Raw genomic sequence first — 24,819 nt, 5'->3', positions numbered from 1 at the left:
CACGCTTGTCAGGTAATGCCCAAAGGGAAATATACGCAGTTATAATTAAGGGTTTATCCCGGGTAAACCCGTACTAACCTGATAGCCAACGATTGGGGAGGAGCGTTATACTGTATTTGTGCACAAAAATCTTGGATGGTTTCACTTGAAAAAAACCTACGCCTATGCTAGCCATGAACTTCCGGGGGCCCTTTCAGATCAGGGCAGACCGTAACCGGCCCGTGCCGGAAATTAAGCATCCCAGTGATGCCATTGTGCGAGTCACCAGATCGTTGATCTGTGGCTCCGACCTGCACCTGTACCATGGGATGGTGCCCGACACCCGGGTGGGTATGACCTTTGGCCACGAGTTTACTGGTGTCGTAGAAGCCGTTGGCTCGGATGTGCAAAAACTGAAGGTGGGCGACCATGTACTGGTGCCTTTCAACATTGCCTGCGGCAGCTGTCCGCATTGCCAGCAGGAGCTCTACGGCAACTGCCACGAGGCCAATTCGGAAGCCACCGCCGTGGGCGGCTTCTTTGGCTACGCCCACACGGGCGGGGGCTACGACGGGGGCCAGGCCGAATACGTGCGCGTGCCTTACGCCGATGTGAGCCCCACCATTCTGCCGGAAGGCATGGACCTGGAAAATGCCGTGCTGCTCACCGACGTGGTGCCCACCGGCTACCAGGCGGCCGAGCAGGCCGGCATCCAGAAAGGCGACACCGTGGTGGTGTTCGGCGCCGGCCCGATCGGGCTGATGGCGGCCCGCTTTGCCTGGTTTTTTGGCGCCGGCCGGGTCATCGTGATTGATGAATTGGATTACCGCCTGGAGTTTGCCCGCAAATTCTCGTTTGCCGAGGCGTACAACTTCCGGGAAATGAAAGACCCGGTGGTATTCCTGAAAAAGGCCACCGACTGGTTTGGCGCCGACGTGTGCATCGACGCGGTGGGCTGCGAAGCGTCGGGCCATGCCTGGCAAACGATTAGCGGGAAGAGCCTCCTGATGCAGGCCGGCACGGCTACGGCCTTTCACTGGGCCGTCAATTCCGTGAAAAAAGGCGGTATCGTATCTATCATCGGGGTATACGGCCCGCCCTGGAACCTCGCGCCCCTCGGCAGTATCATGAATAAAGGCTTGACTATCAGGGCCAACCAGGCCTCGGTCAAGCGGCTGCTGCCCAAACTGATTGACCACATCATGAGCGGCCGGATCAACCCCAAGGAAATCATTACCCACCGGTTTCCGCTGGAAGAAATACCGGATGCTTACCGCATGTTCTCCAAGAAGCTGGACAACATCATCAAACCCCTGCTGATTCCGTCACGCGCCAACGCTTCGTTCGCTTAACCCCTTTTGCTCATGAAAAACGCATTGGAAAATCAAATTGAGGCGGGGCAGGACCGCGTCATTGCCCAGCGCAACATGGCCCGCGCCGCCGAGATACCCGGCTGGGGCATGGACGCCGATCCGGAAAACGACCCCACGTACCCCATGAAACATGCCAACGGGGCGGACCACCAACGGCTCAATTACAAAAAGGCCCCCCAGCAGCCGCTGGACATGGAAATCCTGCATTCCATCGAGCGGCCCGGCGTCACCCGGGTGTTCGGCACGTCGACGCCGCCCATCGGCCTGAGCGGGGCCATCCGCCGCTTCGCCTACACGTACAGCGAGGCCACCGCCACGCACTGGATGACGCTCATCCTGGCCGACCGCGTCGACACCATTCAGGGCAAGTTGACCGATTTGATGCACGGCGTTCTTCCCAACCCCTGGGTTGAGCGGGGCTGGCGCGCGGAGTGGAAGTACAACCGCGCGGGCTTTATTGGGAGGGCAGCGACGACGGCGCTGCTGCTAACGGCCGGTATCCTGCTGTTGAAAAGGAAAAAGAAGAATAAGTACCGGATGAGCAACAGGTAGCCAACAAAGCGTCAACCCCAGCGCGGGCGGCACCCTGTTGGAGTTGACGCTTTTTTGGTTTTTTCTATCATCAAGGCCTTGCTGTTGAAAAGCGCGTATGCACAACCATCGACCAACCGACCGGCTTGAATATTTCAGCGACGCGGTTTTAGCCATAGCGGCCACCTTGCTGGCTACCGAACTGCCTAAGCCGGAAACGGAGACGGGCTTGCTGCAGGAAATTGTGCGACTCTGGCCCCATTATGCGGCCTTCGCGGCGTCTTTCCTGTTCATCTGCATTGCCTGGTCCAACCACCACAACATGTTCATCTACATCAAGCAGACGGACCAGTACCTGCTTATCCTGGATATTCTGTTTCTGATGTTCGTGACCCTGCAATCCTTTACCACCGGCCTGTTAGCCCGTCACATCGGCAAGCCCGACGAGCGGACGGCCGCCCTGATCTACCACGGGACGTTGGTGATGATGACCTTGCTGTATAATTGTACCTGGTGGTACGCCATTAGCAAGCAGGAACTGCTGGAAGACGATACCGATAAAAGGCTGATCCGTCTGCTGACGAAAGAATATGCCCTTGCGCCGGCGCTGCACCTGGCGGCCTTGCTGATTTGTTTATGGAGCGTGCCGTTTAGCATTGTACCCGTTGTGCTGTTATACGTCTATTTTGCCCTGCCGCGGTTCGGGGAAAAAAAGCTACAAGAGCAGAATCAATCCTGAGGCCTGCCATATGCGGTACCCCAGCTCTGGCACTGTCGGGGCGTAGGGCGTAGCCGCCGCGGTGGGAGAGGGGATGGTCGTCTTATTACGCCACGCCCTGCGGCTGCGAAACGCTAAAATCGTCGAGATTGACGAGGCTGCTAAAGGCCGCAATAGCTTCTATATCCTGCTGCCAATAGTTCGATGCTTCACTAGTTGGGCCCACCAAAAGCTCCTTTCTGCTAGCAGGGAGGAGCTTTTTTATTTTCTGCCAATACTTTTGCCAATGCTTTCCTCTAAAACTAGTTGCGAAAGACTGTAAACAGCACTTGGGGCAGCGCGTCTGTGGGAGGCAGCTTGGGCATGGGCTGAACCCCGATTATAACAAACTCTCGGAGCGGGACTAGCTGCAGAAAATGAAGAAGGCCACCTCGAAGTTGAACAAGAACATCAAGATGGGCGCTGAAAAAGCCGGCATCACTAAGAAGCTCAGCACGCACTCGTCACGTCGCACCCTGGCCACCGAAGCCGACCGCGCCAACGGCGGCGACCTGGGCAAGGTGGGCGCCTTGCTCGGCCACCAGCAGCGCAGCACCGCCAAAATTTATGTGGACCGGCACAATTCGGCCCCGGTAGACCAGGCTGCCGACAACGTGTACAAAAACCGGCCGATACCGCTATTGAAAGTTGGGTAGGTCGCCTAGGTTATTTCCAATAGCTTCGCAGCAAAAGATCCTATGAAATTAATCTACTCTCTCGTCTTCCTCGGTCTTATATTAGTGCTCAATGGTTGCAAGAAGGAAGAAGAGCAACCTGCCAAGCCCGTAAAACCGAATGTTGTTCTTAGATTCGAAAAGATACATGCCCAACATCCGGAACTCAGCACACTACCGAATGTAACGGTTAGCGCCAGATCGTTGAAAGATGCGGATTTTATGTATCGGTATTTCTTTGGATTTTCTGCCAGAAATGGCTATTTCGAGCCACTTGAGCAGGTAGTTGAGAGACAAATGATTCCTGAGAATCGATTGTATTTCACGATATCCTATAGGCATATAACAGCTCATAACTTTGTTGGCCCCGATGCATCATCTACGGCTGAATATACCCTGGAAATAGACGGTATTCGTAAAGTGTCCCTCAAAATGGACCATTCTGCCTACACCGATCCAAAGAATCGGTGGGTCGATCAGACCGGCGCAACACACATCGGTGTGGAAACTAGTATTTCCCTGCCCTAGGTCAACCTCCGAAACGCTTGACCTTTCCATGAGCTGATCCAGTTGGTGAAACATAGGTAAAACAACTGCTGAACAATGCCTGCTATCGGCTGTCAGCGGGATTTGCCAACCTTCGTTGAGGCCCTGAACAAGGCATGTTCAGTAGGGCTGTTCAAAACGAGTGGAACAGTTGGGCCTGCCAAAAACCGCCTTCCCGGTCCTGGGAAGGAGGCTTTTATTTTTGCCAACACTTTCAGCAGAAAAGGCACTGATACCTGCTGCGATGATTGTAGCATGTTTCCCTCACCAGCTGGGTGAGATGGTCGAGCAAATACAACTCCGGCACGCAGGCCGTCGTCTTCTGTGGCCCATTGATGTACTTATCCGGTGGTCGGAATTTACCCGCCACGGCTCGGCATTCAAGCTAGGAGAAATTACAATGGTGTGATACCGCTCAATTTTCTAGGCTACGAGCCCGGATATAACACCATGTGCGTTAGATTTTATAGATTTTTTCCTATATATTTTTTTGATAAAACGCCCCTGTGGAGCTTTAAACAGTGATTTTCCTGTGAACTTTTACTGTAACTTTCGCAGCGATTTAAATATATACTACAGTGACACTACCTCAGCAATCTCAGTACCTCGACAAGGCCTTGCCTTACATTGCTCCGTTAGAAGAGTATTACAAAACCTTCCCCGAACGGGAAGATGACAGCCAAGACATGATTAACTACCATCATGCCATGCGCCTGATGATAGGAAACTTCAACCGAGCCCGCATGCTGAATCACGAGGTGCAACACGCAGCCTAGGCGCAAAAAAGCCCCAACCTGCGCCGGGGCTTTTCTGTTAAGCCGTTACCCCCTCCTTTATCGGTTTGATCTTTTCCATGCTTTCCCGCGCACGTTGGGCCGCTAACTAAGTGAGGAATTAGAACATCCTTCTTGGAGAAAGGTAGATCATGGCAAAATGCTGATTACCAGTGATTTTGATGATTAGCGGGGATTTAGGGTCTACAAAGCGCGCTACTAGGGTTTGGCGTATCCTGTGAGCCTCCTGTTGCGTCTGCCTTAAGGTGAATTGTGTTTACCAAACGATAAAGTATACAAGCTACCTTTTCGCTGGCGGCAGAGCTGCCAAAAACTGCCTTATCCAGCCCGTTGGGTCTAAAATGCAAGTTGAGAAAAGCGGTACGGAAAAAAATTAATATCGACGATGCGTTACTGAGCGCAACAATGCCGTAATTTTGCATCGTGCTTCAACCAAAAAACTTGTTGATGAAGCGTGGGGCCTTGCTCGGCAAGGAACCGCGAGTGGACCGGAAGGTCTTCACCACCATCGGTTTTTCTGATTTTGCCTCTGCTGTTTCTATTGTTTTTTCTGAGTATTGCTTCGCCACCGTTTCGGATTCCGAAACGGTTTTTTTATGTCCGTTGCGTTCGTCGGCCGCTGCCCTGAAGCCGCTGCATAACGCACATGCTGCCCCCAAACCTGTATTTCCCCTGGCCACCAATATCCACCTTGAGCCGCGGCAGCTGCCATTGCCTCGGCCCACATCGACAACTCGTTTCTGCGTCATGGATATTGGCAGATAAGACCTCATCCTGTCCTTTTAAGCTAGACAACCTCACTTTTCCTCAACCCCGGTATGGCACGTAAAGACCTGCTCGACATTGCATCCCTTCACCGTGAGGAAATCGAGTTCCTGCTCGACCAATCCACGTCCTTTAAGAAACTCTTCACCCACTCGGTGAAAAAAATCCCCGCCCTCGAGGGCAAGTCCGTGCTCATGCTCTTCTATGAGGCCAGCACCCGGACGCATTCCTCCTTCGAAGTTGCGGCCAAACGCCTCTCGGCGGAGGTAACGAATTTCGACGTTGACCACTCCTCCATCACCAAGGGCGAGTCGGTGCGCGAGACGATCGAGACGCTCCAGGCCATGCGTACCGACTACATCGTCGTCCGCCACAGTCACCCCGGCCTGCCCGGCATGATTGCCCGTCAAACCACGGCCTCGGTCATCAATGCCGGCGACGGGGCGCATGAACACCCGACCCAGGCCCTGCTGGACGCCTTCACCATCAAGGAAAAATTCCCCGACCCCCGGGGCAAAAAAGTCCTCATCATTGGGGATATTCTCCATTCCCGCGTCGCGCGCTCCACCAGCACGTTGCTGCAAAAGCTGGGCGTCGAGGTTGCCTACCTCGGTCCGGGCTCCCTGGTGCCCAAGTACGTGCCGGAAAGCATCCGCCGCTTCACCGACTACGAGGCGGCCATGGCCTGGGCGCCCGATGTGGTCTACCTGCTTCGCGTACAGATGGAGCGTCAGGACGTGCAGTTTTTCCCCAGCGTTCGGGAGTACCACCGGGTCTACGGCATTACCACCGCCCGGCTGGCAGAAATCCGCGACCGGGGCCTCTACATCATGCACCCCGGCCCCGTGAACCGGGGAGTCGAGCTCTGCGACGCCGTCATGGACTATGAGCGCAGCCTGATTACCAACCAAGTCGAGAACGGCATTTCCATTCGCATGGCCGTGCTCGACTGGCTTACGCCGGGCGGAGAATTCCCGCGGCAGGAATCGACGTATGCCGCACGGCAGCGGGCTAGCTCGGCGGTGGTTATACCCTAAACGCCGGCCGCCGCTGGTTCCACCCGTGTATTTTCTTCAGTAGCCCGAATATCCCTCCACCCTTGCCAGTTAACAGCACTCCTACCTTCATGCTTCTCCTTCAAAACGCCCGCATTGCCTCCGAAAATTCACCTGTACTGCTCGAAGGCGATGTCCTGATTGTCGAAGGAAAAATTCAAGACATCGGCAGCAACCTAGCTCTTCCCCAGGGTGCCCGCGTCATCGACGCGCGGGGCCGGATTCTTATGCCCGGCATGTTTGATGCCCACGTCCATTTCCGCGCCCCCGGGTTTGAGAACAAAGAAACCATCACCACGGGGAGCGAAGCAGCCATCAACGGCGGCGTGACCGGCGTGGTGATGATGCCGAATACCCGCCCGGCCCTCGACTCGGCTACCACCGTGGCCACTGTGCTGGAAAATGCCAAAGACCGGTCCCGCATTCCGGTATACACCTCCGGCTGCGTCACGAAAAACCGTGAGGGCAAGGAGTTGGCCGAAATCGAGGGCATGCGCGGGCTCGGCGTGAAGATGCTCACCGACGATGGCGACACTACCAGCGACCCGGCGGTGCTGCTGCGGGCCATGCAGTACGCCACCGAGTTCGGGATGTTTTTCGCCAGCCACTGCGAGGTGCCGGAACTGGCCGGGCCGCGCGCGCTGAACGAAGGGGTAATGAGCTACCGGCTTGGCATCAAGGGCTCACCGGCCTGCGCCGAGGAAATCATCATTGACCGCGACATTCGCCTGGCCCGGGCGGCGGGCGCGCACGTGCACATCCAGCACGTGTCGAGCAAGCTCGGCATGGAAACCATTCGCTGGTGGAAATCCCGCGGCGATGTGAAGGTGACGGCGGAAGTGGCCCCGCACCACCTGCTGTTCACCGACGAGCACATCGGCGACTACGACACCAACTACAAGATGAACCCGCCGCTGCGCACGCAGGCCGACTGCGATGCGCTGCTCGAAGGGCTCAAGGAAGGCGTATTCGACCTCATTGCCACCGACCACGCCCCGCACACGCCGTTCGAAAAAGCCCAGGATTTTATCAGCGCGCCCAATGGCATCACCGGCCTCGATACGGCCCTGGTTTCGCTCTATCACCACTTCGTCGAGCCCGGAAAATTTGGGTGGGACTTGGTCGTGAAGCGTTACTCAGCGGAGCCCCGCCGCCTGATGGGCCTGCCGGTACCCACCATCGAAGTCGGCCAGGAAGCCAACTGCGTCTTGTTCGATACCGCAGCGGAAACCACCTTTACGCGGGAATTCATGAAATCCAAATCCCAGAACACGCCCTTCATCGACCAGACGCTGAAAGGCCGGGTAGACCTGGTGATTCTGGGCACGGAAATCCTGCTGGAGCGCTAACTGGGCGAACCTGTCTATAAAATCAAGCTTTTGTAAAAGAACGTCGTGCTTGATCTGGCGTCCGCTGCTCGAAACATTGCTCCTGGCTTCGTTGAGTTGTTTCACTTGACCCGCTAAAGCAAGGGATGCAACTCAGTACTAAGAGCTGAAAGAACGCGGAGACGTTCTGGATTTTGCCACTGTGAATGCTACACGCAGAATCTTGGCGCAACGTGACCAAGCGCATCTTGCTGACCGTATTACCCGCATGCTGTCAAACGGCAAGATTGACAAACCCAGCTTGCACAACGCCCCGCAGGAACGATGTTCAGATTTCTATCGGGTCAGCCTAGCCGCTGAGGATATTGTGGCTAGTGTCTCAATCCTGTTCGACTTCGAAGCCGAAGTAATTGATATTGATCCAGCAGCAACTGACTTAACTGACAAATGGAGTAACCTTGATGGGCTAACGAAGCGGTAGCGATACTTCGACCAGCGCAGCATGACAACAAATTTTTTGATGAACACCCTTTCCGCCTCCACCACCTCTGATACTCCCAGCGCCGCCCCAGGCAAACCCCTGATCGGGGTAGTCATGGGCTCCAGCAGCGACTGGAACACCATGCAGCATGCCGTGCAGATTCTTGCGCACTTCGGCGTGGCCCACGAAGCGCGCGTAGTGTCGGCCCACCGTATGCCCGATGACTTGTTTGCCTACGCCGAACAAGCCGGTCCGCGCGGCTTGCAGGCCATCATTGCCGGCGCGGGAGGGGCCGCCCACCTGCCGGGCATGCTGGCCGCCAAAACCACGGTGCCCGTGCTAGGAGTGCCGGTGGCCAGCCGGCATTTGCAGGGGGTGGATTCGCTGCACAGCATTGTGCAGATGCCCAAAGGCGTGCCCGTGGCCACGTTTGCTATTGGCGATGCCGGGGCAGCCAATGCCGCGCTGTTCGCCGTCAGCCTACTGGCCCTGCACGACCCGGGTCTGGCGGCCAAGCTGCTGGCATTTCGCGCCGAGCAAACCGAAGCCGCCCGCGCCATGACGCTGCCGGTATGAGCGCCGATATTGATATTACAGCCATGACTCCGATTTACCCGGGCAGTGTAAACGCCGCGGGCCAGCAGGCCACCCTAGGGGTGCTGGGGGGCGGCCAACTGGGCCGGATGTTTGTGCATGCCGCCCAGCGTCTGGGGTACTTCACCGCCGTGCTGGAGCCCGACGCGCAAAGCCCCGCCGGGCTGGTGAGCCACCACCACATCCAGACCGGCTACGACGACCCGGCCGGGCTGGCGCAGCTGGCCCAGTTGTGCCAGGCCATCACCACCGAGTTTGAAAACGTGCCGGCTCAGGCCCTGCAAACGCTGGCGCAGACCCGGCCCGTGGCCCCTGGTGGGGCCGTGGTGGGCATTGCCCAAAACCGCATCGAAGAAAAAGCCCACTTCGCCGCCTGCGCTGACGTGTCGGGGGTGACCTGCGCGCCCTATGCGGTGCTTGAGACGCCGGCCCAGGTGCGGGCCGTCCAGGACGAGCGGGCGGAGTTGCTGCCCGGCATCCTGAAAACCGCCCGCCTGGGCTACGACGGCAAGGGCCAGGTCCGCGTCAGGACCGCCGCGGACCTGGCCGCCGCCTGGGCGGAACTGGGCGGCGTGGCCTGCGTGCTGGAAAAGATGCTGCCGCTCACCGCCGAGTGTTCGGTGCTGGTGGCGCGCGGCTGGGATGGGCAAGTCGTCAGCTTCGCCCCGCAGCGCAACGTGCATGTTAATGGCATTCTGGCCGTGACCCACGCCTACGAAGGCAATATGCCACCTGCCTTAGCAACCCGGGCCCGCGAGGCAGCCGTGGCCATCGCGCAGCATCTGGGTTACGTCGGGGTGCTGTGCGTCGAGTTTTTTGTGGTGGACGACGGCACGGAGCACGGCGGCCTGGTGGTCAACGAAATGGCTCCGCGCCCGCACAACAGCGGCCACTACACGATAGATGCCTGCGACGCCTCGCAGTTCGACTTACAGGTTCACGCCATGGCGGGCTTGCCCTTACCGCAGCCGCGCCAGCATTCTGCGGCCATCATGCTCAACCTGCTGGGTGACGTATGGTTTGACGCCAGCGGGCAACTGCGGGAGCCGGACTGGCACTCCGTGCTGAGCCTGCCCGGCACGCACCTGCACCTGTACGGCAAGGTGCAGGCGCGAGCCGGCCGCAAGATGGGCCACCTGACCATCACCGGTCCGGACGTCGTTCGTGTCAAAGCCGTGGCGCATCGTGCCGCTGATCTGCTTGGCTTACCGGGGTTGGACGCCATCTAGAGGTTATCGTTTGAACGTGGTTAAGTCAACCTAACGACGAGGGCCTGCTTACAGCAGCCAGGCGGCGGATTGTACTACACCTGGCTTTACGTTCGGTAGATGCGCGCTTCGTACGGCCGTCAAGCCTGGTAGGCTAGGGCTAAATCCTTGCTGACGCAGCACGGGTGCCCGTAGGATATTTCAGGTGCCTGCTTGCGCCTGAGCTAACGTTATATAGCGGCTGTTGTCTGTTAGTTTCCAGTCAATTAGCAGGTTGCGCGGGTCAACGCTGACGGTGCCGGGGCGGCCCGGCACCGTCAGCACAATGGTCTGCTGCCCGGATTTGACCAAGTGTTTGTGCAGGTAGAGCCGCTTGCCTGTCTCCAGGCCCGCTTCGGCGGGGGCAAAGACTCCGATTTCCACCCACTCTTTCATCGGTCGTTTGGTTTCGGTACCGGCACTGTCCACGACTAGCTTGCTGGCCTGTAGCGTTAGTGTCACCTGCCAGGAGCCTGTTTTGGTAGGTTTGGCAGTGGCGTTTTTCGTCGCCATTTCCCAGAAAGTGTTGGCTTGAAATAGGTCGCGGAGCAGCGGCTGGAGCGAGTCGGGCGCTACCGTTTGCAGCTCCTGGTACAGGTCCAGGGAAGTGGGGCGGGGTAGTATGCCGGGGCGGTGGTTGGCCAGCAAATTCCGGAGCGCACCGTTTACCCGGTCCCGGCCCATGTATTGGCTCAGGGCGTACAATGCCAAGGGGCCTTTGCGGTAGTTCTGGTACCAGTCGTCGGCCTGCAGCAGCGGCAAGGCGGCGCGGGTACGCGGGGTCTTATTCTCTTCCCGCAGAAAGTTCAGGAGCCGCTGCAGGTGTTCCGGGCCGTACTTGTCCTCCAGCACGCCCATAGCCGAGTACCACGCCAAGCTTTCGGTGAGCAGGCCGGCGCCCTCGACATAGGCTTGCTTGAGCTGGTTGCCCCACCACTGGTGGGCTACTTCGTGCGCCACGACGGCCGTCACCAGGTCGAAGCCCCGTTTATCCGCTTTCGGGTTCATAAGAAAAAAGCCTTCCTCCGTCGTAATGGCCATGGGCGCGGCGTGGTTGCCGAAGGCATCGCTAGGATGAGCTACAAAGCGGAGCTGCCGGTGCGGATAGGGCCCAAACTGCCGGGTATAATAGTCGAGCGATGCCTGGGCGCTGCGGACCATCCGCGCCGGGTTTTCGGTCAGTCCCGGGGGGGAATATATCTGAATGGCAACGTGCTGGCCGCCGGCCACCGGGTTGCGCCATTGCCCTTCCTGCACCGCATAGTTGGCCGAGAAAAAGGCGTATTCGTTCCGGATGGGCGCATCCGTGGCGTAGTGAAAGTAGCGGCGGCTGCCTTTACTCCAGGTCTGGCGCAGGGTGCCCGGCGCTACCACTCTCTGGCCGGTGTCGGTGCTGACGATGGCCTCAAAGCGGATTTGCTCGGCAAAAGGAGCATAGCGGCGGGCTGCAACATCGTAGAGCGAGGCCGTGGCGGGACGGGGAGCCAAGCCATACGCTTTGCGGGCGCCCGCCGCGTCCAGCTCCCGGTAGGGTTGGTAGCCGATGGTGGGCAGCCACTCCAGGTTTCGGAAGCTACTGGCATTTTCGGTTATCTGCGCGTCGGCTCCGTCGTTGGAAAATCCCTGCGCCGTGTAGGTGACCCGAAAACTCAGGCGCAGCGAATCGCCGGGGGCCAAGGGCCGGACTAGGGTGTACATCCGCTGGCCATGTTCAGTATCTATAAGCACTGCCCGGGCAGGTCGGTCGAAGGTAAGTGCAGTGGTTTCCACGCCGCCCGTGCCCGCAGCCAAGAGGACCGAATCAATGGGCACTTGCGTAGTATTCATTAGCAGGTAGGTGCCCTGAATCTGCACTATTCGCTGCTGGGGGTGCATTGCTACCTGTAGTTTTACGCCAGTCAGCAGGGGCTGGGGTAGGTGCTGGTATGGTCGGAAGCGCTGCTCGTAGGCCGCCCGCAGCGCCTCAGTGGTGGAGGTACTGGAGTAGGTATGCAGCACGTTGGTATTGTAGAAAATAAAACCGCCAAGCCCCAGAATACCCGCTGTGGCCATTGCCGCCCCCCGGGCCACGGAACCAGTGAAGCGCCGACGGGCCAGCTGGAGGCGGGCGGCTAGACTTGTTTCCCGGCTTCGCACCCAAAACAGCACCGCCACCACGGCCAGCAACAGCGCCCACGCCAGCCAGTACACTTTAAACCACAGCCAGGGCGCCAGTGTGGGCCCAAAGCCGGCCATGTCGGTGTACGTCCAGTGGGGGCTGGCCGCGTAGATGAGCAGCTTGTGCTCGATACCGAGTTTGGGTGCAAAGACAATGCTCCCATAAGTTAGCAGCGCCACCAGATGCCCCACAAACTTCTGGTTTACCAGCACGTGCACTGCCAGGGCCAGCAGGGGAAAGAGCAGGCAATCCAGCAGGTGCAGCCCGAACAGGACCTGCACGTACAGCCCAATTTCGGGCTTGAACCCGCCGAGGGCCCCCTGCGCCCCCAATCCGGCCACCATCAGAAAGGCTAGCCAGCCTACCAGCGCCAGCACCAGCGCGAAGTATCGGCTCAGAAACTGCACCCATTCGGGCACCGGCGCGGCGTAGGAAATTTCGTTTAGGCCGGTTTCCCGTTCGCGCCACACCAGCTCCCCGGCGTAGAAAATGGTCAGCACCCCGATGATACTCCAGAACTTGTCTGGCTGTGTGATGGGCGCGGTCAGGTAGTCCACGACAAAGTCGGTGCGGGGCAGCAGCGGCACGCCCCGGGCTTTCAGGTTGCCGGGGGCGGCCAGCCCCATTACCAGGGCCACCAAACCCAGCAGGGGCAGGCCGGCCTTGCTTTTGGCGAGCTGCAGAAAGGCTGTTTGGGTAAGCAGGCGCACCTGGTGCCGCCGCGTGCCCAGGCCATAAGCGCCTCGCGGCAGGGGTAGGGCTTCTCCGGCTCCCCAGTGCCGGCTCTCTTCAGGCGCCACGTTGGCTTGGGGCCGGATGGCGGGCTTCGACTTTACTTCGGGCAAAACCAGCTGAAAGCGGCGGAAGGTAAACGCCAGTACACCCAGCGCAATACCCAGCCACAGAAGACGGTTGAGAAGAAACACGTCTTCTAGCAGCACCAGGCGCGCATTCAGCTCCAGCGGGCTCCACTTGGCCATCAGGCCCATTACCGGGGTAAACGCCATGGGGTCCACCAAATTTCCCCATTGCCCCTCGTGCTGCAGCACCTGCCCGACTCCATAAGCCGCTGCAAACAGGGCTGCGCCGCCCAGGTAGCTGCCCAGGGCCCGGCGGCTAAGGGCGGCCACCGAGAATTGAATGGCCGTGGCAATAAAGGCGTTGGGCAGCACGATAAAGAAAAAAGCCGTCAGGTAAGCCGCTGGCCGGAACGGACCCAGCAACTCGGCCTCTATCCCGGAGCCGTGCATGGCCAGCAGCAGGCCTACCGGCACCGCCAGTAGCACGCAAACGTTGAGGGCCAAGGCCGCCAGCAGCCTCCCGCCCAGGTACTCGGCTCTGCTGATAGGGGCCGGGTAAGTGAGCAACTGCATGCGGGTCTGCGCGTCGCGGGCCGCCGCGTCGCCGGCCACGGAGGCGCCGATCAACAGCCAAAACACGCTGCACAACACCGCCACCGTGGCAATGACGACGGGCGCATTCACCAAAAAGTATCCTTCCTGCGCATCCGAAAGGAAATTGGCCGTGACAATCAGAAAAGCAATGACCAGGATAACTCCAAAGTAGAGCCAAGTAGCAGCCTGGCGCAGCTGGTAGTCAAATTCCAGCGCGAAAATTCGTCTGAGCTTCATAGCGTTATTTTCTCCGCTTTGCGTTGCGGATGGGCCGGGCCCAGGCAGCCGGTCAGGGCACTGAAATACACATCTTCCAGGTCCGGCTGCACCGGTTCGAACCCGTGGCCGGGCAGTTCTTCACTGTACACATGCACCAGGGTCTGGCCACCGAGCAGTTTGGCCGAAATGACCCGATGCTCCTGTTCCAGTGCCGGCAGCGTGTGCTTGTCGGTCAGCTTGCGCCAGATGCGGCCGTGGAGGGCGGCCACAGCCTGCAGCGGCGAGGTTTCCAGCAGAATCTGTCCCTGGTTGATGATGGCCATGTTGGTGCAGAGCTCCGCTACATCGGCCACAATGTGGGTGGAGAGAATCACCACGCTGGTTTCGCCCAATTCGCTGAGTAAATTCAGGAAACGCACCCGTTCGGCCGGGTCCAGACCCGCCGTGGGCTCGTCCACTATCAACAGGCCCGGGTTGCCCAGCAGGGCTACGGCCACGCCAAAGCGCTGGCGCATGCCGCCGGAGTAGCCGCCCAGCTTCTGCTTGCGCTTGTCCCACAGGTTGGTTTGTTTGAGCAGGGCCTCGGTGGTGGCCCGGCGCACGGCCCGGTCGGTAATGCCTTTTAGTACCGCGAAGTAATCGAGCAGCTCTTCGGCGCTGGCTTTGGGATATACGCCAAACTCCTGAGGCAGGTAGCCCAGCGTCTGGCGTACGGCATCCTTCTGGTGTACTACATCGATGTCGCCCAGGAATATTTGCCCGGTATCGGGCTCCTGCAGGGTGGCCAGGGTGCGCATCAGGGTTGATTTGCCGGCTCCGTTGGGGCCGAGCAGGCCGTACATGCCGGCCGGAATATTGAGCGACACATTATCCAAGGCCTGCACGCCATTCGCATATCGTTTGGAGACATTGCGGATGATCAGGCCCAACGAGTGGGTTTTCATAGTCGTTGCTTTGCTTCGGGTTATCGTCTGAAAGGAGGGCGGTGCAGCACCTGGCCCCGATGCTTTCATCTTGTATTACAGGCTGAAGCAAGGCTTGCCCACTCGAAAAGGGAAAAGCGTTATGCTAATGCGGCAAAGAAATCTGCCAAGCAGGGTTATGCTTCTGCCAAAGCACTGGCCGGCTCCTTTGCACCGCTCGTAGAGTAGCCCGAGCAGCTGGTCGAGCCGGTGGCCCGGGCCAGTATAGGAAGCCCCACCTTTGTGCTATGGAGCGCGTCAAAAGAATCTTCTGGCTGATACACCTGTCCGTTTGGGTCTTGTTCACCTTGTTGGTCGTCCTCCAACTCAGAGGTGAAGCCGATGCCCTGTGGCGCACCACAACCCAGGGGTTTATAGCGACTTGTTTGTATGTCTTTTACGCTCATTTCTACCTGTTAACCCAGTATGCTGGCCAGAGAAAAGAACGAGACTATTGGCTCCAACTAACTGGCATTGGGCTGACCGGGCCGCTTCCTTTCCTGCTTTTTCACTACAAGCAGCTCGATTTTGGGAATTATACCATGCACCTGCTCACGACGGTTCCCATCTTTCTTGTTCTGAGTTGGCTGGCCCGCGTCACCGAAAACTTGGTGCTTAACACTATCCGGAAAGAGCAGCTGGAAAAGCAGGCCGTAGAGGCCGAGTTGGTGTATCTGAAGGCCCAGATTAACCCGCACTTTCTCTTCAATACCCTCAACAACATCCACACGCTGGTCTACAAGCAGGCCCCCGCCGCGCCGGAGGCCGTCCTGCACCTGGCTTCGTTGATGCGCTACATGATTTATGAATCCAATGCGGCCACGGTGCCGCTGGCCCGGGAAATGGACTACTTGCGGGATTACGTGAGCCTGCAGCAGCTCCGCTACAAGAACAGCCCGGTGGTAAACCTGCACATAGCGGGGGATACGGAATCCTGCTACATTGCTCCTTTGCTGTTCATTCACCTGCTGGAAAACGCCTACAAACACAGCCCCGCCCGGCTGGAGCCCGGCGACTTGCAGGTGAGCGTGGCGGTAAACGAAGGTACCCTGACCTTCAGCGTGCAGAATCCAATTGGAACGAATGCGGCCAGCCGGCTGGAGGAATCCGGCGGCATTGGCTTGCCCAATGTCCGGAAACGGCTGGCGCTGTTGTATCCTGGCCAGCATACGCTGACCATTCAGGACACCGGCGCCATCTTTAGGGTCTTGCTTACCATCGGCGGCCTTCACTTACCAGCTCATGAAAGAACAGCTCACCTGCTACATTATTGAGGACGAGCACCTGGCCCAGGAAATCCTGGAGGAATACATTCGTAAAGTTCCTTTTCTGGAGTTGAAAGGGGCCTTTATGAGCCCCCTGGAGGCCGCCGCACAGTTGAAGACCGACCAACCCGACCTGCTGTTTTTGGACATCAACGTGCCCGATCTGGATGGGTTGAGCTTCATTCCGATGCTCAACCCCAAACCCATGATTATCCTCACCACCGCCTACGACCAGTATGCCCTGAAGGCATATGAGCTGGAGGTGCGGGACTACCTGTTAAAACCCTTCACCTTTGAGCGGTTTTACAAAGCCGTATTGCGCCTTTACCAGGAGCAAGGCCCCCACCAAGCCCCGGAAAGAAGGGAGCAGAAAGTGGAGGCCAGAAACGAGCCGGGGTATATTTTTCTCAAGGTGGGCCACCGCATTCAGAAGGTAGCAACCCGCGACATTCTTTTCGTGGAAGGAATGAGGGACTACTTACGGATTCATACCCGGGAAGAGAAGCTGCTGACTCTGTTGAGCTTTGCCAGGCTCGAAGAGCTGCTGCCCGCTCAGGATTTTGCCCGTGTGCACCGTTCCTTCCTGGTCGCGCTTGACAAAATTGACCACATCGAGAAAAACCGGATTCAGATTGCCGACCAACTCATTCCCATCAGTGATACCTATGCCGAAGCCTTCTATAAAATGCTGAAAGGGCTGCAGTAGGGCAGGGGTAGCGGTTCTGGGGCAAACTGACTGGTGCCAGCAGTCTGGCTGCCGACAGCCTAGCGCAACTCATTACGCGGGAAAGGCAACGGTGAAAAAGGGGCTGGTCGTGGGGGCCGGGGAAGCGGACCTTACGTCGTGAGGGCTGGTAGGGCGATGGTAAAGGTGCTGCCCTGGCCCTCGGCGCTGACGAAGCTAATAGTGGCCTGGTGCAGCTCCACAATGGTTTGAATGACCGACATGCCCAGGCCCGTCGTTTTCTCGCCCCGCAGACCGGGCCGGCGGGCTTTAGTGAATTTCTCGAACAGGTAGGGCTGCATAGGCTCGGGAATACCAATGCCGGTATCGGCCACACCGAGCAGAACCTGCTCGGCCTGGGGCTCAATCCGCAGCATAATCTGGCCTCCCAGCGGAGTAAACTTCACGGCGTTGGAAATCAGGTTGTTGATTACCTGGTGAAACTTGTCGACATCGATATGCACATACACTGGCTCGGGCGGGGCTTCCAGGCTGAACTCCAGGTGCAGCAGGTCTTCGGAGCGTTGGTATTCCTCCACGAGGGTCTTAACCCACACCACGAGGTCGGTGCGCTCCAGGTTAAGCTCAATGTTGGCCGATTCGAGAAACTCAGCATCGACAAAGTCGTGAATCATGTTCACACTTTCGCGGCAGGTGCGCTGCATGAGCAGCAGCATTTTCTGGGCCTGGGCGGATAGTTGTCCATTTGTTTCGCGCTCCAGGTGCTCGGTGAGCTGCTGCAGCACCAGCAGCGGCCCGGCCAGGTCGTGCGACAGAATTTCGAGCACCGCATTCTTTTTGGTGCCGAAGCGCTGCAGGTTCTGCATGCCCTCTTTAATCGGGGTAATATCCTCCGCCGTGCCGGTCAGGTAGGGCTTGTTGTCGGGGCCCGGCACCCGGCACAGGCTCACGTTCAGCCACTGGATGCCACCGTCGGGGCGGGTCAGGCGCAGCTCTATTCCTTCCAGGACTTGCTCTGGCTCGGCCTGTTCCAGTAGCTGCACTACGTGCTGCTGGTCGTCGGGGTGCAGGCGCCGCAGCAGGTGGGGCAGGTCCTCGTTGATATGGTCGGCAGGGTCGCCGGTGAGCTGCTCGAAGGCCTTACTGACGTACACCACGCGCTGCTCAGCCGAATCATAGACAAAGTATACAACTCGCCCACGCTCCAACAATGGGCGAAAGAGGGCATAATGGTCGGTCATGGGTAAGAGCAAAGAAATATCTAACCATCTACTACGGCTGCTGCGACGTAGCGTTGTTGAGCTTTACCAGGAGCAGTACGGCAGCAGGACCTACGAAACTCAACATAACTTTCTTGGGTAAGCGCAGTATGTCCAAGCCGGGTCGGCAGCTGGTTTCCGGGGGCGGGCCTGCTAGTACACGTTCAATCTACAGGATTATGCAGCAACTACAAGATCAGGTGGCCTTAATAACCGGGGCCGATTCGGGGATTGGCCAAGCTACGGCCATTGCCTTTGCCCAGGCCGGGGCCGACATCGTTATCTGCTACCATACCGATAAAGACGGCGCCAAAGAAACCCTGGCTGCCGTAGAGCAGGCCGGCCGCCGGGGCATTGTTATCCAGGCCGATGTCAGCGAAAACCAGCAGGTAGAAAACTTGTTTGCCCAAGCGGTGCGGGAGTTTTCGCAGCTGCACATTCTGGTAAACAACGCCGCGGCACCGGGCGCCAAAAAGAACGTAGCCGATATGGAGCCCGCCGAGTTCGAGAAAACGATTCGCACCAACTTGTTCGGGCCGTTTTATTTTGCCCGCCTCTTTATTCGTCACCGGCAGCAGCAGGGCGGCAAGGGCAAAATCATCAACGTGTCTTCGATTCACGAAGAGGTAGTATCGGCCGGTACGGCCGATTACTGCGCCTCGAAAGGGGGCCTGCGCAACCTGACCCGCACCCTGGCCCTGGAGCTGGCCGAATCCGGCATCAACGTCAACAACATTGCCCCGGGCATGATTATGACCCCCATGAACCAGTCGGCGGTGGATAACCCCGAGGAGCGCCGGGAGAAAGAGCAGCGCATTCCGATGAAACGCGCCGGCCAGCCCGAGGAAATTGCCAAGCTGGCCCTGTTTCTGGCCTCCGCCGACTCCGACTACGTCACCGGTTCCACCTACGTCATGGACGGCGGCTTTATGCGCATGGTCGCCCAGGGGGCATAATAGCCAAGGCTTAAGGTAGGAAATGAAAACTCCTGTCCTTGCAAGACCGTGGCCATCCGTCCGCTGAAATGGGCTGAGCCCTCTAACGTGAAAAGCCCTGACGTTTGCTAACGTCAGGGCTTTCTGGTAAAAGATCAGGACTACCTGCGCAGAAGACCGATTGCCACGGCCACGCCTCGCAAGGACACATTGCGCACGTCAGCACATTCCTGCGCCTTAGTACACTGATTAAATCAGCTTATCCGGAGTAATCGGCAGCTCGCGGATGCGCTTACCGGTAGCGTTGAACACGGCGTTGGCGATGGCGGGGGCCACGCCGATGATGGCAATTTCGCCGATGCCTTTGGTTCCCAGATTATTCACGTGCGGGTCGGGCTTGTTGACGAAGGCCACCTGCACATCGGGCGAGTCGGCGTGTACGGGCACGTGGTAGTCGGCAAAGTCCTTGGTGACGTAGCGCCCAAACCGGTCGTCGATGTGGGCTGCCTCCATCAGGGCCATGCCAATGCCGCCCACGGCGCCGCCCTTCATCTGGTTGCCGGCCGTTTTCTCGTTGACAATCGTGCCCGCGTCGGCGCAGGAAACCAGCTTACTCACCCGCACTTCGCCGGTCAGCTCATGTACGCGCACTTCGGCAAAATGCACCGAGAATGAGTACATCGAGTACTGCTGGCCTTCCGGGCCGGGCTTGGCTTCCACCGTCACGGCTTTGTCGCCGCCTTGTTTGATCAAGTCGGCATAAGGCACGCGGGCTCCGGCGTTGCCGGCCAGCGTGAGGTAGCCGTCGGTGAGGGTCACGTCTTCCTTCTTGGCCGAGGCAAAAGCGGCGCCGGCCAGGGTGCGCAGTTTTTCTTTCAGGGCCAGGCAGGCTTCCTGCGTAGCCGGGCCCACACTGTTGACGGTGGACGAACCACCCTGGGTACCAGCTTTGGGAAACGACGAGTTGCCGAGCTCAAACCGGATTTTCTTGGGGTCCAGGCCCAACGTTTCGGCCGCAATCTGGGTCATCACGGTGCCGGTGCCGGGCCCAATGTCGGTGGTGGCGCACTGCAGCAGCACGGTGCCGTCGGGCAGCAGCTGGGCGCCCACAGTAGCCGCGCCACGGTGGGCCCCAAACGTGCCCACACCCATGCCGTAGCCGATCAGCCACTCCCCGTCGCGCAGGGAGCCGGGCTTCAGTTGGCGCTTGTTCCAGCCCACCCGCTCGGCGCCCAGCTGGTAGCATTCCTTCAGAAACTTGGTGCTCCAGGGCTTATTTTTCTCCGGGTCCTGCTCGGTGTAGTTGCGCAGACGAAACTCCAGCGGGTCCAGGTTCAGCATATGGGCCATTTCATCCATGGCCGACTCCAGGGCAAAGGCGCCGGTGGCTTCGCCGGGGCCCCGCATCCAGATGGGCGAGCACACGTCGAGCGAGGCCAGGCGGTAGCGCGTCGTCACGTTGGGCGACTGGTACATCATGCGCGTCTGGGCCAGGGTCGATTCGGTAAACTCCTCGTAGGTCGAGGTCTGGCCGATGGACTCGTGGGTAATGGCCGTGATTTTGCCGTCGGGCGTGGCGCTCATACCCAGCTTCTGCCAGGTGTAGGGCCGGTAGCCCACGTTGGTAAACATCTGCTCCCGGGTCAGCATCAGCTTCACGGGCCGGTTCACGACTTTGGCCGCAATAATGGCGGCCGACTCGTGGGGCCAGCTGTGCAGGGCGTTGCCGAAGGCCCCGCCCACGAACGTGGCAATGACTTTCACGTTTTCCTCGGGCAGGTTCCACTCCTTGGCAAAGTCGCGGCGGGTGGCCATGGTGCCCTGGGTTTTGTCGTAGAGCGTAAGGCGGTCGGGGGCCTCCCAGTGGGCCGTAATGGACTGCAGCTCCATGGGGTGATGCACCTCGGTGGGAATCACGTACTCACTTTCCAGCTTGATGGCGCCCGTTTTGTAGGCGTCGACCTGCCCGCGCTGGTAGTCGTTCATGGGGTGCTTGGGGTTCTTCTTGGCCGCTGTGGGCAAGAAGGCATCCGAAACACTGGCTTCCAGGTTGGTTTTATGCTTTTCCTGGGCATACTGGGCCTTCACCAGGCGTGCGGCATAGCGGGCCCGTTCCCAGGAATCGGCCACGACCACGGCAATGACCTGGTCGTTGTAGCGGATTTTGTCGTCCTTGAAAATCTTCAGCGGCCCGCCCACCGTGGCCGGCTGGGAGGGGTCTTTGCCGGCCGTGTCGAAGCCGGGCACCTTAGGCGAGTTGAAGTGGGTAACGACGGCCAGCACGCCCGGCGCCTTCTCGGCCGCCTTGGCGTCGATGCTGGTGAGGCGGCCCTTGGCAATGGTGCTGCCGACGAGCACGGCGTAGGCCATGTTGGGCAGCTCGTATTCGGCCGAGTACTTGGCGCCGCCGGTCACTTTCAGGCGGCCATCCACCCGGTTCATCGGGGCCCCGATTTGCTTGTCTTGTGCTTTCATTCGAATCGGGTTGTTAAGCTGCCGCGGCGGCTGTCCGCAGGGCCTGTACAATCGTGTTAGGTCCCAACTTGAGCTTGTAGGCGTTGTGTTTAAAGGCCTTGGCGCCCTGCATAGCCACTTCGGCCGCCTGCCGGAACGTAGCTTCCGTAGCGGGCTTGCCCACCAGGACCTGCTCGGCGGCCGTTAGGCGCCAGGGTTTGTGGGCCACGCCGCCCATAGCCAGCCGCGCCGCCTTGATGGTGTTATTCTCGATATCGAGGGCGGCGGCTACCGACAGCAGGGCAAAGGCGTAGGAAGCCCGCTCGCGCACCTTCTGGTAGTGCACGTGTTTGGTAAAAGGTCCGTCAGGAATGTCGACGGCGGTTATCAGCTCACCTTTTTCCAGGTTGGTGTCTTTTTCGGGCGTGTCGCCGGGCAGGCGGTGGAAGTCGGCAAACGGAATGCGCCGCTCGCCCTTGGGGCCGCTCACCAGCACGGTGGCGTCGAGGGCTACCAGGGCCACGCTCATGTCGGAGGGGTGCACGGCAATGCACTTGTCGCTGAAGCCGAAGATGGCGTGCATGCGGTTAATGCCTTCTAGGGCCCCGCAGCCGGTGCCGGGCTCCCGCTTGTTGCAGGGCATGGCCAGGTCGTAGAAGTAGGAGCAACGGGTGCGCTGCAGCATGTTGCCGCCCACGGTGGCCATGTTGCGCAGCTGGGCCGAGGCTCCCGCGTTCAGGGCCAGGGCCAGCAGGGGCTGCTTCTGGCGCACGAGCTTGTCGTCGGCTACGGCCGAGTTCAGGGCCAGGGCCCCGATGCGCAGACCGTTGTTTTCTTTCTCAATCTTGTTGAGCGGCAGGCGGTTGATGTCGACCAGCTTCTGGGGCGTGGCAATGCCGCGCTTCATCAAATCGACCAGGTTGGTGCCGCCGGCAATGAAGGTAGCGTTGGCGTCCTTGGTTACCGCCTCAATGGCGGCCTGGGGCTTACTGGGCCGCACGTACTGAAACTGGTTCATACCTTCTGTCCTCCGTTTTTCACTTCCTGAATAGCCGCCACGATGTTGGAATAAGCCCCGCACCGGCAGATGTTGCCGCTCATAAACTCCCGAATTTCGGTTTCGGAGCCCGCGTGGCCCTCGCGCACGCAGGCCACGGCCGACATGATCTGGCCCGGGGTGCAGTAGCCGCACTGAAACCCGTCGTGCTTCACGAAAGCCTCCTGCATGGGGTGGAGCTTGCCGCCCTCGGCCAGACCTTCGATGGTCGTGATTTTCTTGCCCTCGTGCATCACGGCAAAGCTCAGGCAGCTGTTCACCCGCTGCCCGTCCACGTGCACCGTGCAGGCCCCGCACTGGCCGTAGTCGCAGCCTTTCTTGGTGCCGGTCAGGTTCAGGTTTTCGCGCAGTAAATCGAGTAGGGTGGTGCGGGGCTCCACCGAAAGCTTGTGCTTGACGCCGTTGACTTCGAGTTTCAACGATACTTTTTCGAAGGCGGCGGCTACTTTTTCGTCGAGCTCGTAAGTGGCCGCCTGCAGCACCGGCCCCGGCACGATGGTAAAGGCCGTCAGCAGCGACGACTGCTTGAGAAAGGTGCGCCGGCTCTCGTCGTGGCCCGCCGGCTTATCAGTTTCAGAAGACATGGAAATAGCGAAAGGAAGTCAGAAGGAGAAGCCCAGAAAAACAAAGACTCAGGGAAAAGGCCGCAGTTGCGGCAAAGGGTCTATACTCTAAACTGCGGAAAGGGCCCGCGGGTTAAGGAGGAGCTGCAATCAGTTGACCAAAGACGATGGTAATCCGGGGCGCTGCACCAGGCCTCATTCGGTAATAGGCTGAGAGTTTGTACCTTGAGGCCCGATATAGTTGTCGTCAGCCCCTACCACTATGCTGCCTCATGAGCCCCGCGTGGTTCAGCCCGATTTGTGGTTCCGGCTGGAAGCCTTCGACTTGGACGGCACGTCCGCGTTGCCCTTTTCCCGGCGCCTGGCCCGCGACAATAACTGGCCCCCGGCCTACGCCCGCCGCGTAGTTGTCGAATATAAGAAATTCATCTTTCTGGCCGCTACCTGCGGGCACCCGGTCACGCCCTCCGACGAGGTCGACCAGGCCTGGCACCTGCATCTGCTCTACACCCGCTCGTACTGGGAAGACCTCTGCGGGGAGATACTGGGCTTTGCGCTCCACCACGGGCCCACTAAAGGCGGAGCAGCCGAGGGCCACAAGTTTCAGGACTGGTATGCCCGCACCCTGCAGTCCTACCGCACCGCGTTTGGCACCCTGCCGCCGGCCGACATCTGGCCGCCGGCGGCCGTGCGCTTTGGGGAAGCCCCGCACTTTCGGCGGGTCAATCTGCGGCGGCACGTGCTGCTGCCCCGCCCGCGCTGGAATGCCCGCGTGAGCCGCCGCGCGGTGCTACTGCTGGCCGTGGCGGCGGTGCTGGTAGGCTGCACGGCCCGCACCCCGCTCAACCCGCTGAACTGGTACGGGACGGAGTTTCTGCTGCTGTACTGGACGCTGTGCCTCACCCTGTTTCCCCTGGCGCTGTGGCGGCGGCACCAAGGCCGGGGGCCGGAAGAACTGCCGAATCTGGCGGCTATGCCCGGCACCTACGAGCTGGCCCGCCTGCCCCAACACGGCAAGCGGGTTGTCGAGGCGGCGCTGGCGGCCCTAGTCCATACGGGCACGATTGAGCCGCTGCCTAAGCAGAAAGTGAAACGCATGGCCACTGCCCCGCCCGCCGACCCCTACGAGCGGGCCGTCTGGAACCTGATTGCGCCCGAGGGAGAAACCAGGCTAGCCGATATCCGCCGCCCGGCCCTGGACCCTCATGTTGCCCCGTTGCGGGCCCTCGACGAAAGCCTGGAAGCGCAAGGCCTGCTGCTGCCCGCGGCCGAGCGGCGGCGCCTCAATCGGCTGGTTGATCTGACGGTCCTGGGGCTGGGCTTATTCGGGGTTGCTAAAGTAGGGGTTGGGCTTACCCGCGACCGGCCCGTGGCGTTTCTGGTAATGTCCCTGGTTGGGTTGGCCGTGGCGTATGCTATTAGCCGGCAGTACGGGGCCTGGGCTACCGGCCGGGGCGTTCGGCTGCTGCGCGAAATCGAGCCCATTGTTCGGGAAGAGAAGTACGCCGACCCCTTGCCCGCTCATTCCGTGGCCCTCACCGTGGCCTTGTTGGGGCCCGCCGAGTTGAATGGGCTGGGCATGAACCACATGGCCGTATGGCTGGACCCGCGCCCCCGCGGTGGCGGCGACGGTAGCAGCGGGGATGGTGGTGGCGGTGACGGGGGCTCCGGCGGTGGCGGCGACAGTGGGTGTGGCGGCTGCGGGGGCTGCGGCGGCGACTAACCCCCGCGGGGCCTTAGCCGC

At 59.6% G+C, this 24,819-nt stretch carries 22 protein-coding genes; 16 read left to right on the top strand and 6 right to left on the bottom strand.

Translation table 11 applies throughout. The features are described from left to right. Positions 1–164 precede the first annotated feature (164 nt). The 12 genes from E5K02_RS07935 (at position 165) to E5K02_RS07880 (ending at position 10,106) form a co-directional block, all read left to right on the top strand. Positions 165–1,331, top strand: a complete 1,167-nt coding sequence (locus E5K02_RS07935) for a zinc-dependent alcohol dehydrogenase (RefSeq protein WP_135393756.1) — start codon at positions 165–167, stop codon at positions 1,329–1,331. 12 nt (positions 1,332–1,343) lie between these two features. Beyond that, positions 1,344–1,904, top strand: a complete 561-nt coding sequence (locus tag E5K02_RS07930) for a hypothetical protein (RefSeq protein ID WP_135393754.1) — start codon at positions 1,344–1,346, stop codon at positions 1,902–1,904. A gap of 97 nt (positions 1,905–2,001) precedes the next feature. Next, positions 2,002–2,622 carry a TMEM175 family protein gene (locus E5K02_RS07925; RefSeq protein ID WP_135393752.1) on the top strand — a complete coding sequence of 207 codons (621 nt, stop codon included), beginning with the start codon at positions 2,002–2,004 and terminating at the stop codon, positions 2,620–2,622. A 395-nt stretch (positions 2,623–3,017) separates the two neighbouring features. After that, positions 3,018–3,296, top strand: coding sequence for a tyrosine-type recombinase/integrase (locus tag E5K02_RS07920; protein ID WP_135393750.1), 279 nt, complete (start codon positions 3,018–3,020; stop codon positions 3,294–3,296). Positions 3,297–3,338: 42 nt separating this feature from the next. Next, positions 3,339–3,842 carry a hypothetical protein gene (locus E5K02_RS07915; protein ID WP_135393748.1) on the top strand — a complete coding sequence of 168 codons (504 nt, stop codon included), beginning with the start codon at positions 3,339–3,341 and terminating at the stop codon, positions 3,840–3,842. Between the two features lie 596 nt (positions 3,843–4,438). Further along, entirely contained in the window at positions 4,439–4,636 is a 198-nt protein-coding gene (locus tag E5K02_RS07910) for a hypothetical protein (RefSeq protein ID WP_135393746.1), read from the top strand. A gap of 441 nt (positions 4,637–5,077) precedes the next feature. Further along, positions 5,078–5,419: a hypothetical protein gene (locus tag E5K02_RS25475; protein WP_167856318.1), complete on the top strand. Its 342-nt coding sequence runs from the start codon at positions 5,078–5,080 to the stop codon at positions 5,417–5,419. 53 nt (positions 5,420–5,472) lie between these two features. Beyond that, positions 5,473–6,456, top strand: a complete 984-nt coding sequence (locus tag E5K02_RS07900) for an aspartate carbamoyltransferase catalytic subunit (RefSeq protein WP_135393742.1) — start codon at positions 5,473–5,475, stop codon at positions 6,454–6,456. Positions 6,457–6,545: 89 nt separating this feature from the next. Further along, positions 6,546–7,823, top strand: coding sequence for a dihydroorotase (locus tag E5K02_RS07895; protein WP_135393740.1), 1,278 nt, complete (start codon positions 6,546–6,548; stop codon positions 7,821–7,823). A 202-nt stretch (positions 7,824–8,025) separates the two neighbouring features. Then, complete coding sequence (locus E5K02_RS07890) at positions 8,026–8,283, top strand: hypothetical protein (protein ID WP_135393738.1); 258 nt, start codon at positions 8,026–8,028, stop codon at positions 8,281–8,283. A gap of 39 nt (positions 8,284–8,322) precedes the next feature. Continuing rightward, on the top strand, positions 8,323–8,859 hold the full coding sequence (purE, locus tag E5K02_RS07885) for a 5-(carboxyamino)imidazole ribonucleotide mutase (RefSeq protein WP_135393736.1): 537 nt from the start codon (positions 8,323–8,325) through the stop codon (positions 8,857–8,859). Next, on the top strand, positions 8,856–10,106 hold the full coding sequence (locus E5K02_RS07880; protein ID WP_206025926.1) for a 5-(carboxyamino)imidazole ribonucleotide synthase: 1,251 nt from the start codon (positions 8,856–8,858) through the stop codon (positions 10,104–10,106). Before purE ends, E5K02_RS07880 begins: the two co-directional genes overlap by 4 nt. 180 nt (positions 10,107–10,286) lie before the next feature. On the opposite strand, the gene E5K02_RS07875 is transcribed toward E5K02_RS07880, so the two are convergent. Then, positions 10,287–13,913 (bottom strand): M1 family aminopeptidase, encoded by a 3,627-nt coding sequence (locus E5K02_RS07875; protein ID WP_135393735.1) that lies wholly within the window; start codon positions 13,911–13,913, stop codon positions 10,287–10,289. After that, a complete protein-coding gene (locus E5K02_RS07870; protein WP_135394802.1) occupies positions 13,910–14,824 on the bottom strand; it encodes an ABC transporter ATP-binding protein in 915 nt (304 codons plus the stop codon). The genes E5K02_RS07875 and E5K02_RS07870 overlap by 4 nt, the downstream gene beginning before the upstream one ends. Positions 14,825–15,399: 575 nt before the next feature. On the opposite strand from E5K02_RS07870, the gene E5K02_RS07865 reads away from it, so the two are divergent. After that, complete coding sequence (locus E5K02_RS07865; RefSeq protein ID WP_240737191.1) at positions 15,400–16,131, top strand: sensor histidine kinase; 732 nt, start codon at positions 15,400–15,402, stop codon at positions 16,129–16,131. After that, positions 16,100–16,828, top strand: coding sequence for a LytR/AlgR family response regulator transcription factor (locus E5K02_RS07860; RefSeq protein ID WP_135393731.1), 729 nt, complete (start codon positions 16,100–16,102; stop codon positions 16,826–16,828). Before E5K02_RS07865 ends, E5K02_RS07860 begins: the two co-directional genes overlap by 32 nt. A 131-nt stretch (positions 16,829–16,959) precedes the next feature. Here the strand turns inward: E5K02_RS07860 and E5K02_RS07855 are convergent, their stop codons facing one another. Next, the gene (locus E5K02_RS07855) at positions 16,960–18,048 is read right to left on the bottom strand and encodes a PAS domain-containing sensor histidine kinase (RefSeq protein ID WP_135393729.1); all 1,089 of its coding nucleotides are present in this window, start codon (positions 18,046–18,048) and stop codon (positions 16,960–16,962) included. Between the two features lie 197 nt (positions 18,049–18,245). Between E5K02_RS07855 and E5K02_RS07850 the strand changes: the two genes are divergently transcribed. Continuing rightward, positions 18,246–19,022, top strand: coding sequence for an SDR family NAD(P)-dependent oxidoreductase (locus tag E5K02_RS07850; RefSeq protein ID WP_206025925.1), 777 nt, complete (start codon positions 18,246–18,248; stop codon positions 19,020–19,022). A 228-nt stretch (positions 19,023–19,250) separates the two neighbouring features. Here E5K02_RS07850 and E5K02_RS07845 read toward each other — a convergent pair whose 3' ends face one another. The 3 genes from E5K02_RS07845 to E5K02_RS07835 are packed head-to-tail and all read right to left on the bottom strand — an operon-like array spanning position 19,251 to position 23,096. Further along, on the bottom strand, positions 19,251–21,476 hold the full coding sequence (locus E5K02_RS07845; protein ID WP_135393727.1) for a xanthine dehydrogenase family protein molybdopterin-binding subunit: 2,226 nt from the start codon (positions 21,474–21,476) through the stop codon (positions 19,251–19,253). 13 nt (positions 21,477–21,489) lie between these two features. Beyond that, positions 21,490–22,473, bottom strand: coding sequence for an FAD binding domain-containing protein (locus E5K02_RS07840; RefSeq protein WP_135393725.1), 984 nt, complete (start codon positions 22,471–22,473; stop codon positions 21,490–21,492). Then, positions 22,470–23,096, bottom strand: coding sequence for a (2Fe-2S)-binding protein (locus E5K02_RS07835; protein ID WP_135393723.1), 627 nt, complete (start codon positions 23,094–23,096; stop codon positions 22,470–22,472). Before E5K02_RS07835 ends, E5K02_RS07840 begins: the two co-directional genes overlap by 4 nt. A 241-nt stretch (positions 23,097–23,337) precedes the next feature. On the opposite strand from E5K02_RS07835, the gene E5K02_RS07830 reads away from it, so the two are divergent. Next, positions 23,338–24,798: a TIGR04222 domain-containing membrane protein gene (locus tag E5K02_RS07830; RefSeq protein ID WP_135393721.1), complete on the top strand. Its 1,461-nt coding sequence runs from the start codon at positions 23,338–23,340 to the stop codon at positions 24,796–24,798. Positions 24,799–24,819: the final 21 nt, after the last annotated feature.

The organism is Hymenobacter metallicola (assembly GCF_004745645.1).
GTDB lineage: Bacteria > Bacteroidota > Bacteroidia > Cytophagales > Hymenobacteraceae > Hymenobacter > Hymenobacter metallicola.
Note: the sequence above shows the minus strand (reverse complement) of the source record. Positions and strands in the feature narration are given on the sequence as shown.

Excerpts from the sequence above, each read along its gene's own strand:
- E5K02_RS07915 (WP_135393748.1), top strand. The coding sequence starts at position 3,339 with ATGAAATTAATCTACTCTCTCGTCTTCCTCGGTCTTATATTAGTGCTC.
- purE (WP_135393736.1), top strand. The coding sequence starts at position 8,323 with ATGAACACCCTTTCCGCCTCCACCACCTCTGATACTCCCAGCGCCGCC.
- E5K02_RS07835 (WP_135393723.1), bottom strand. The coding sequence starts at position 23,096 with ATGTCTTCTGAAACTGATAAGCCGGCGGGCCACGACGAGAGCCGGCGC.
- E5K02_RS07875 (WP_135393735.1), bottom strand. The coding sequence starts at position 13,913 with ATGAAGCTCAGACGAATTTTCGCGCTGGAATTTGACTACCAGCTGCGC.
- E5K02_RS07840 (WP_135393725.1), bottom strand. The coding sequence starts at position 22,473 with ATGAACCAGTTTCAGTACGTGCGGCCCAGTAAGCCCCAGGCCGCCATT.
- E5K02_RS07925 (WP_135393752.1), top strand. The coding sequence starts at position 2,002 with ATGCACAACCATCGACCAACCGACCGGCTTGAATATTTCAGCGACGCG.
- E5K02_RS07855 (WP_135393729.1), bottom strand. The coding sequence starts at position 18,048 with ATGACCGACCATTATGCCCTCTTTCGCCCATTGTTGGAGCGTGGGCGA.
- E5K02_RS07865 (WP_240737191.1), top strand. The coding sequence starts at position 15,400 with ATGCACCTGCTCACGACGGTTCCCATCTTTCTTGTTCTGAGTTGGCTG.
- E5K02_RS07830 (WP_135393721.1), top strand. The coding sequence starts at position 23,338 with ATGCTGCCTCATGAGCCCCGCGTGGTTCAGCCCGATTTGTGGTTCCGG.
- E5K02_RS07930 (WP_135393754.1), top strand. The coding sequence starts at position 1,344 with ATGAAAAACGCATTGGAAAATCAAATTGAGGCGGGGCAGGACCGCGTC.
- E5K02_RS07895 (WP_135393740.1), top strand. The coding sequence starts at position 6,546 with ATGCTTCTCCTTCAAAACGCCCGCATTGCCTCCGAAAATTCACCTGTA.
- E5K02_RS07880 (WP_206025926.1), top strand. The coding sequence starts at position 8,856 with ATGAGCGCCGATATTGATATTACAGCCATGACTCCGATTTACCCGGGC.
- E5K02_RS07935 (WP_135393756.1), top strand. The coding sequence starts at position 165 with ATGCTAGCCATGAACTTCCGGGGGCCCTTTCAGATCAGGGCAGACCGT.
- E5K02_RS07920 (WP_135393750.1), top strand. The coding sequence starts at position 3,018 with ATGAAGAAGGCCACCTCGAAGTTGAACAAGAACATCAAGATGGGCGCT.
- E5K02_RS07845 (WP_135393727.1), bottom strand. The coding sequence starts at position 21,476 with ATGAAAGCACAAGACAAGCAAATCGGGGCCCCGATGAACCGGGTGGAT.
- E5K02_RS07860 (WP_135393731.1), top strand. The coding sequence starts at position 16,100 with ATGAAAGAACAGCTCACCTGCTACATTATTGAGGACGAGCACCTGGCC.
- E5K02_RS07850 (WP_206025925.1), top strand. The coding sequence starts at position 18,246 with ATGCAGCAACTACAAGATCAGGTGGCCTTAATAACCGGGGCCGATTCG.
- E5K02_RS07900 (WP_135393742.1), top strand. The coding sequence starts at position 5,473 with ATGGCACGTAAAGACCTGCTCGACATTGCATCCCTTCACCGTGAGGAA.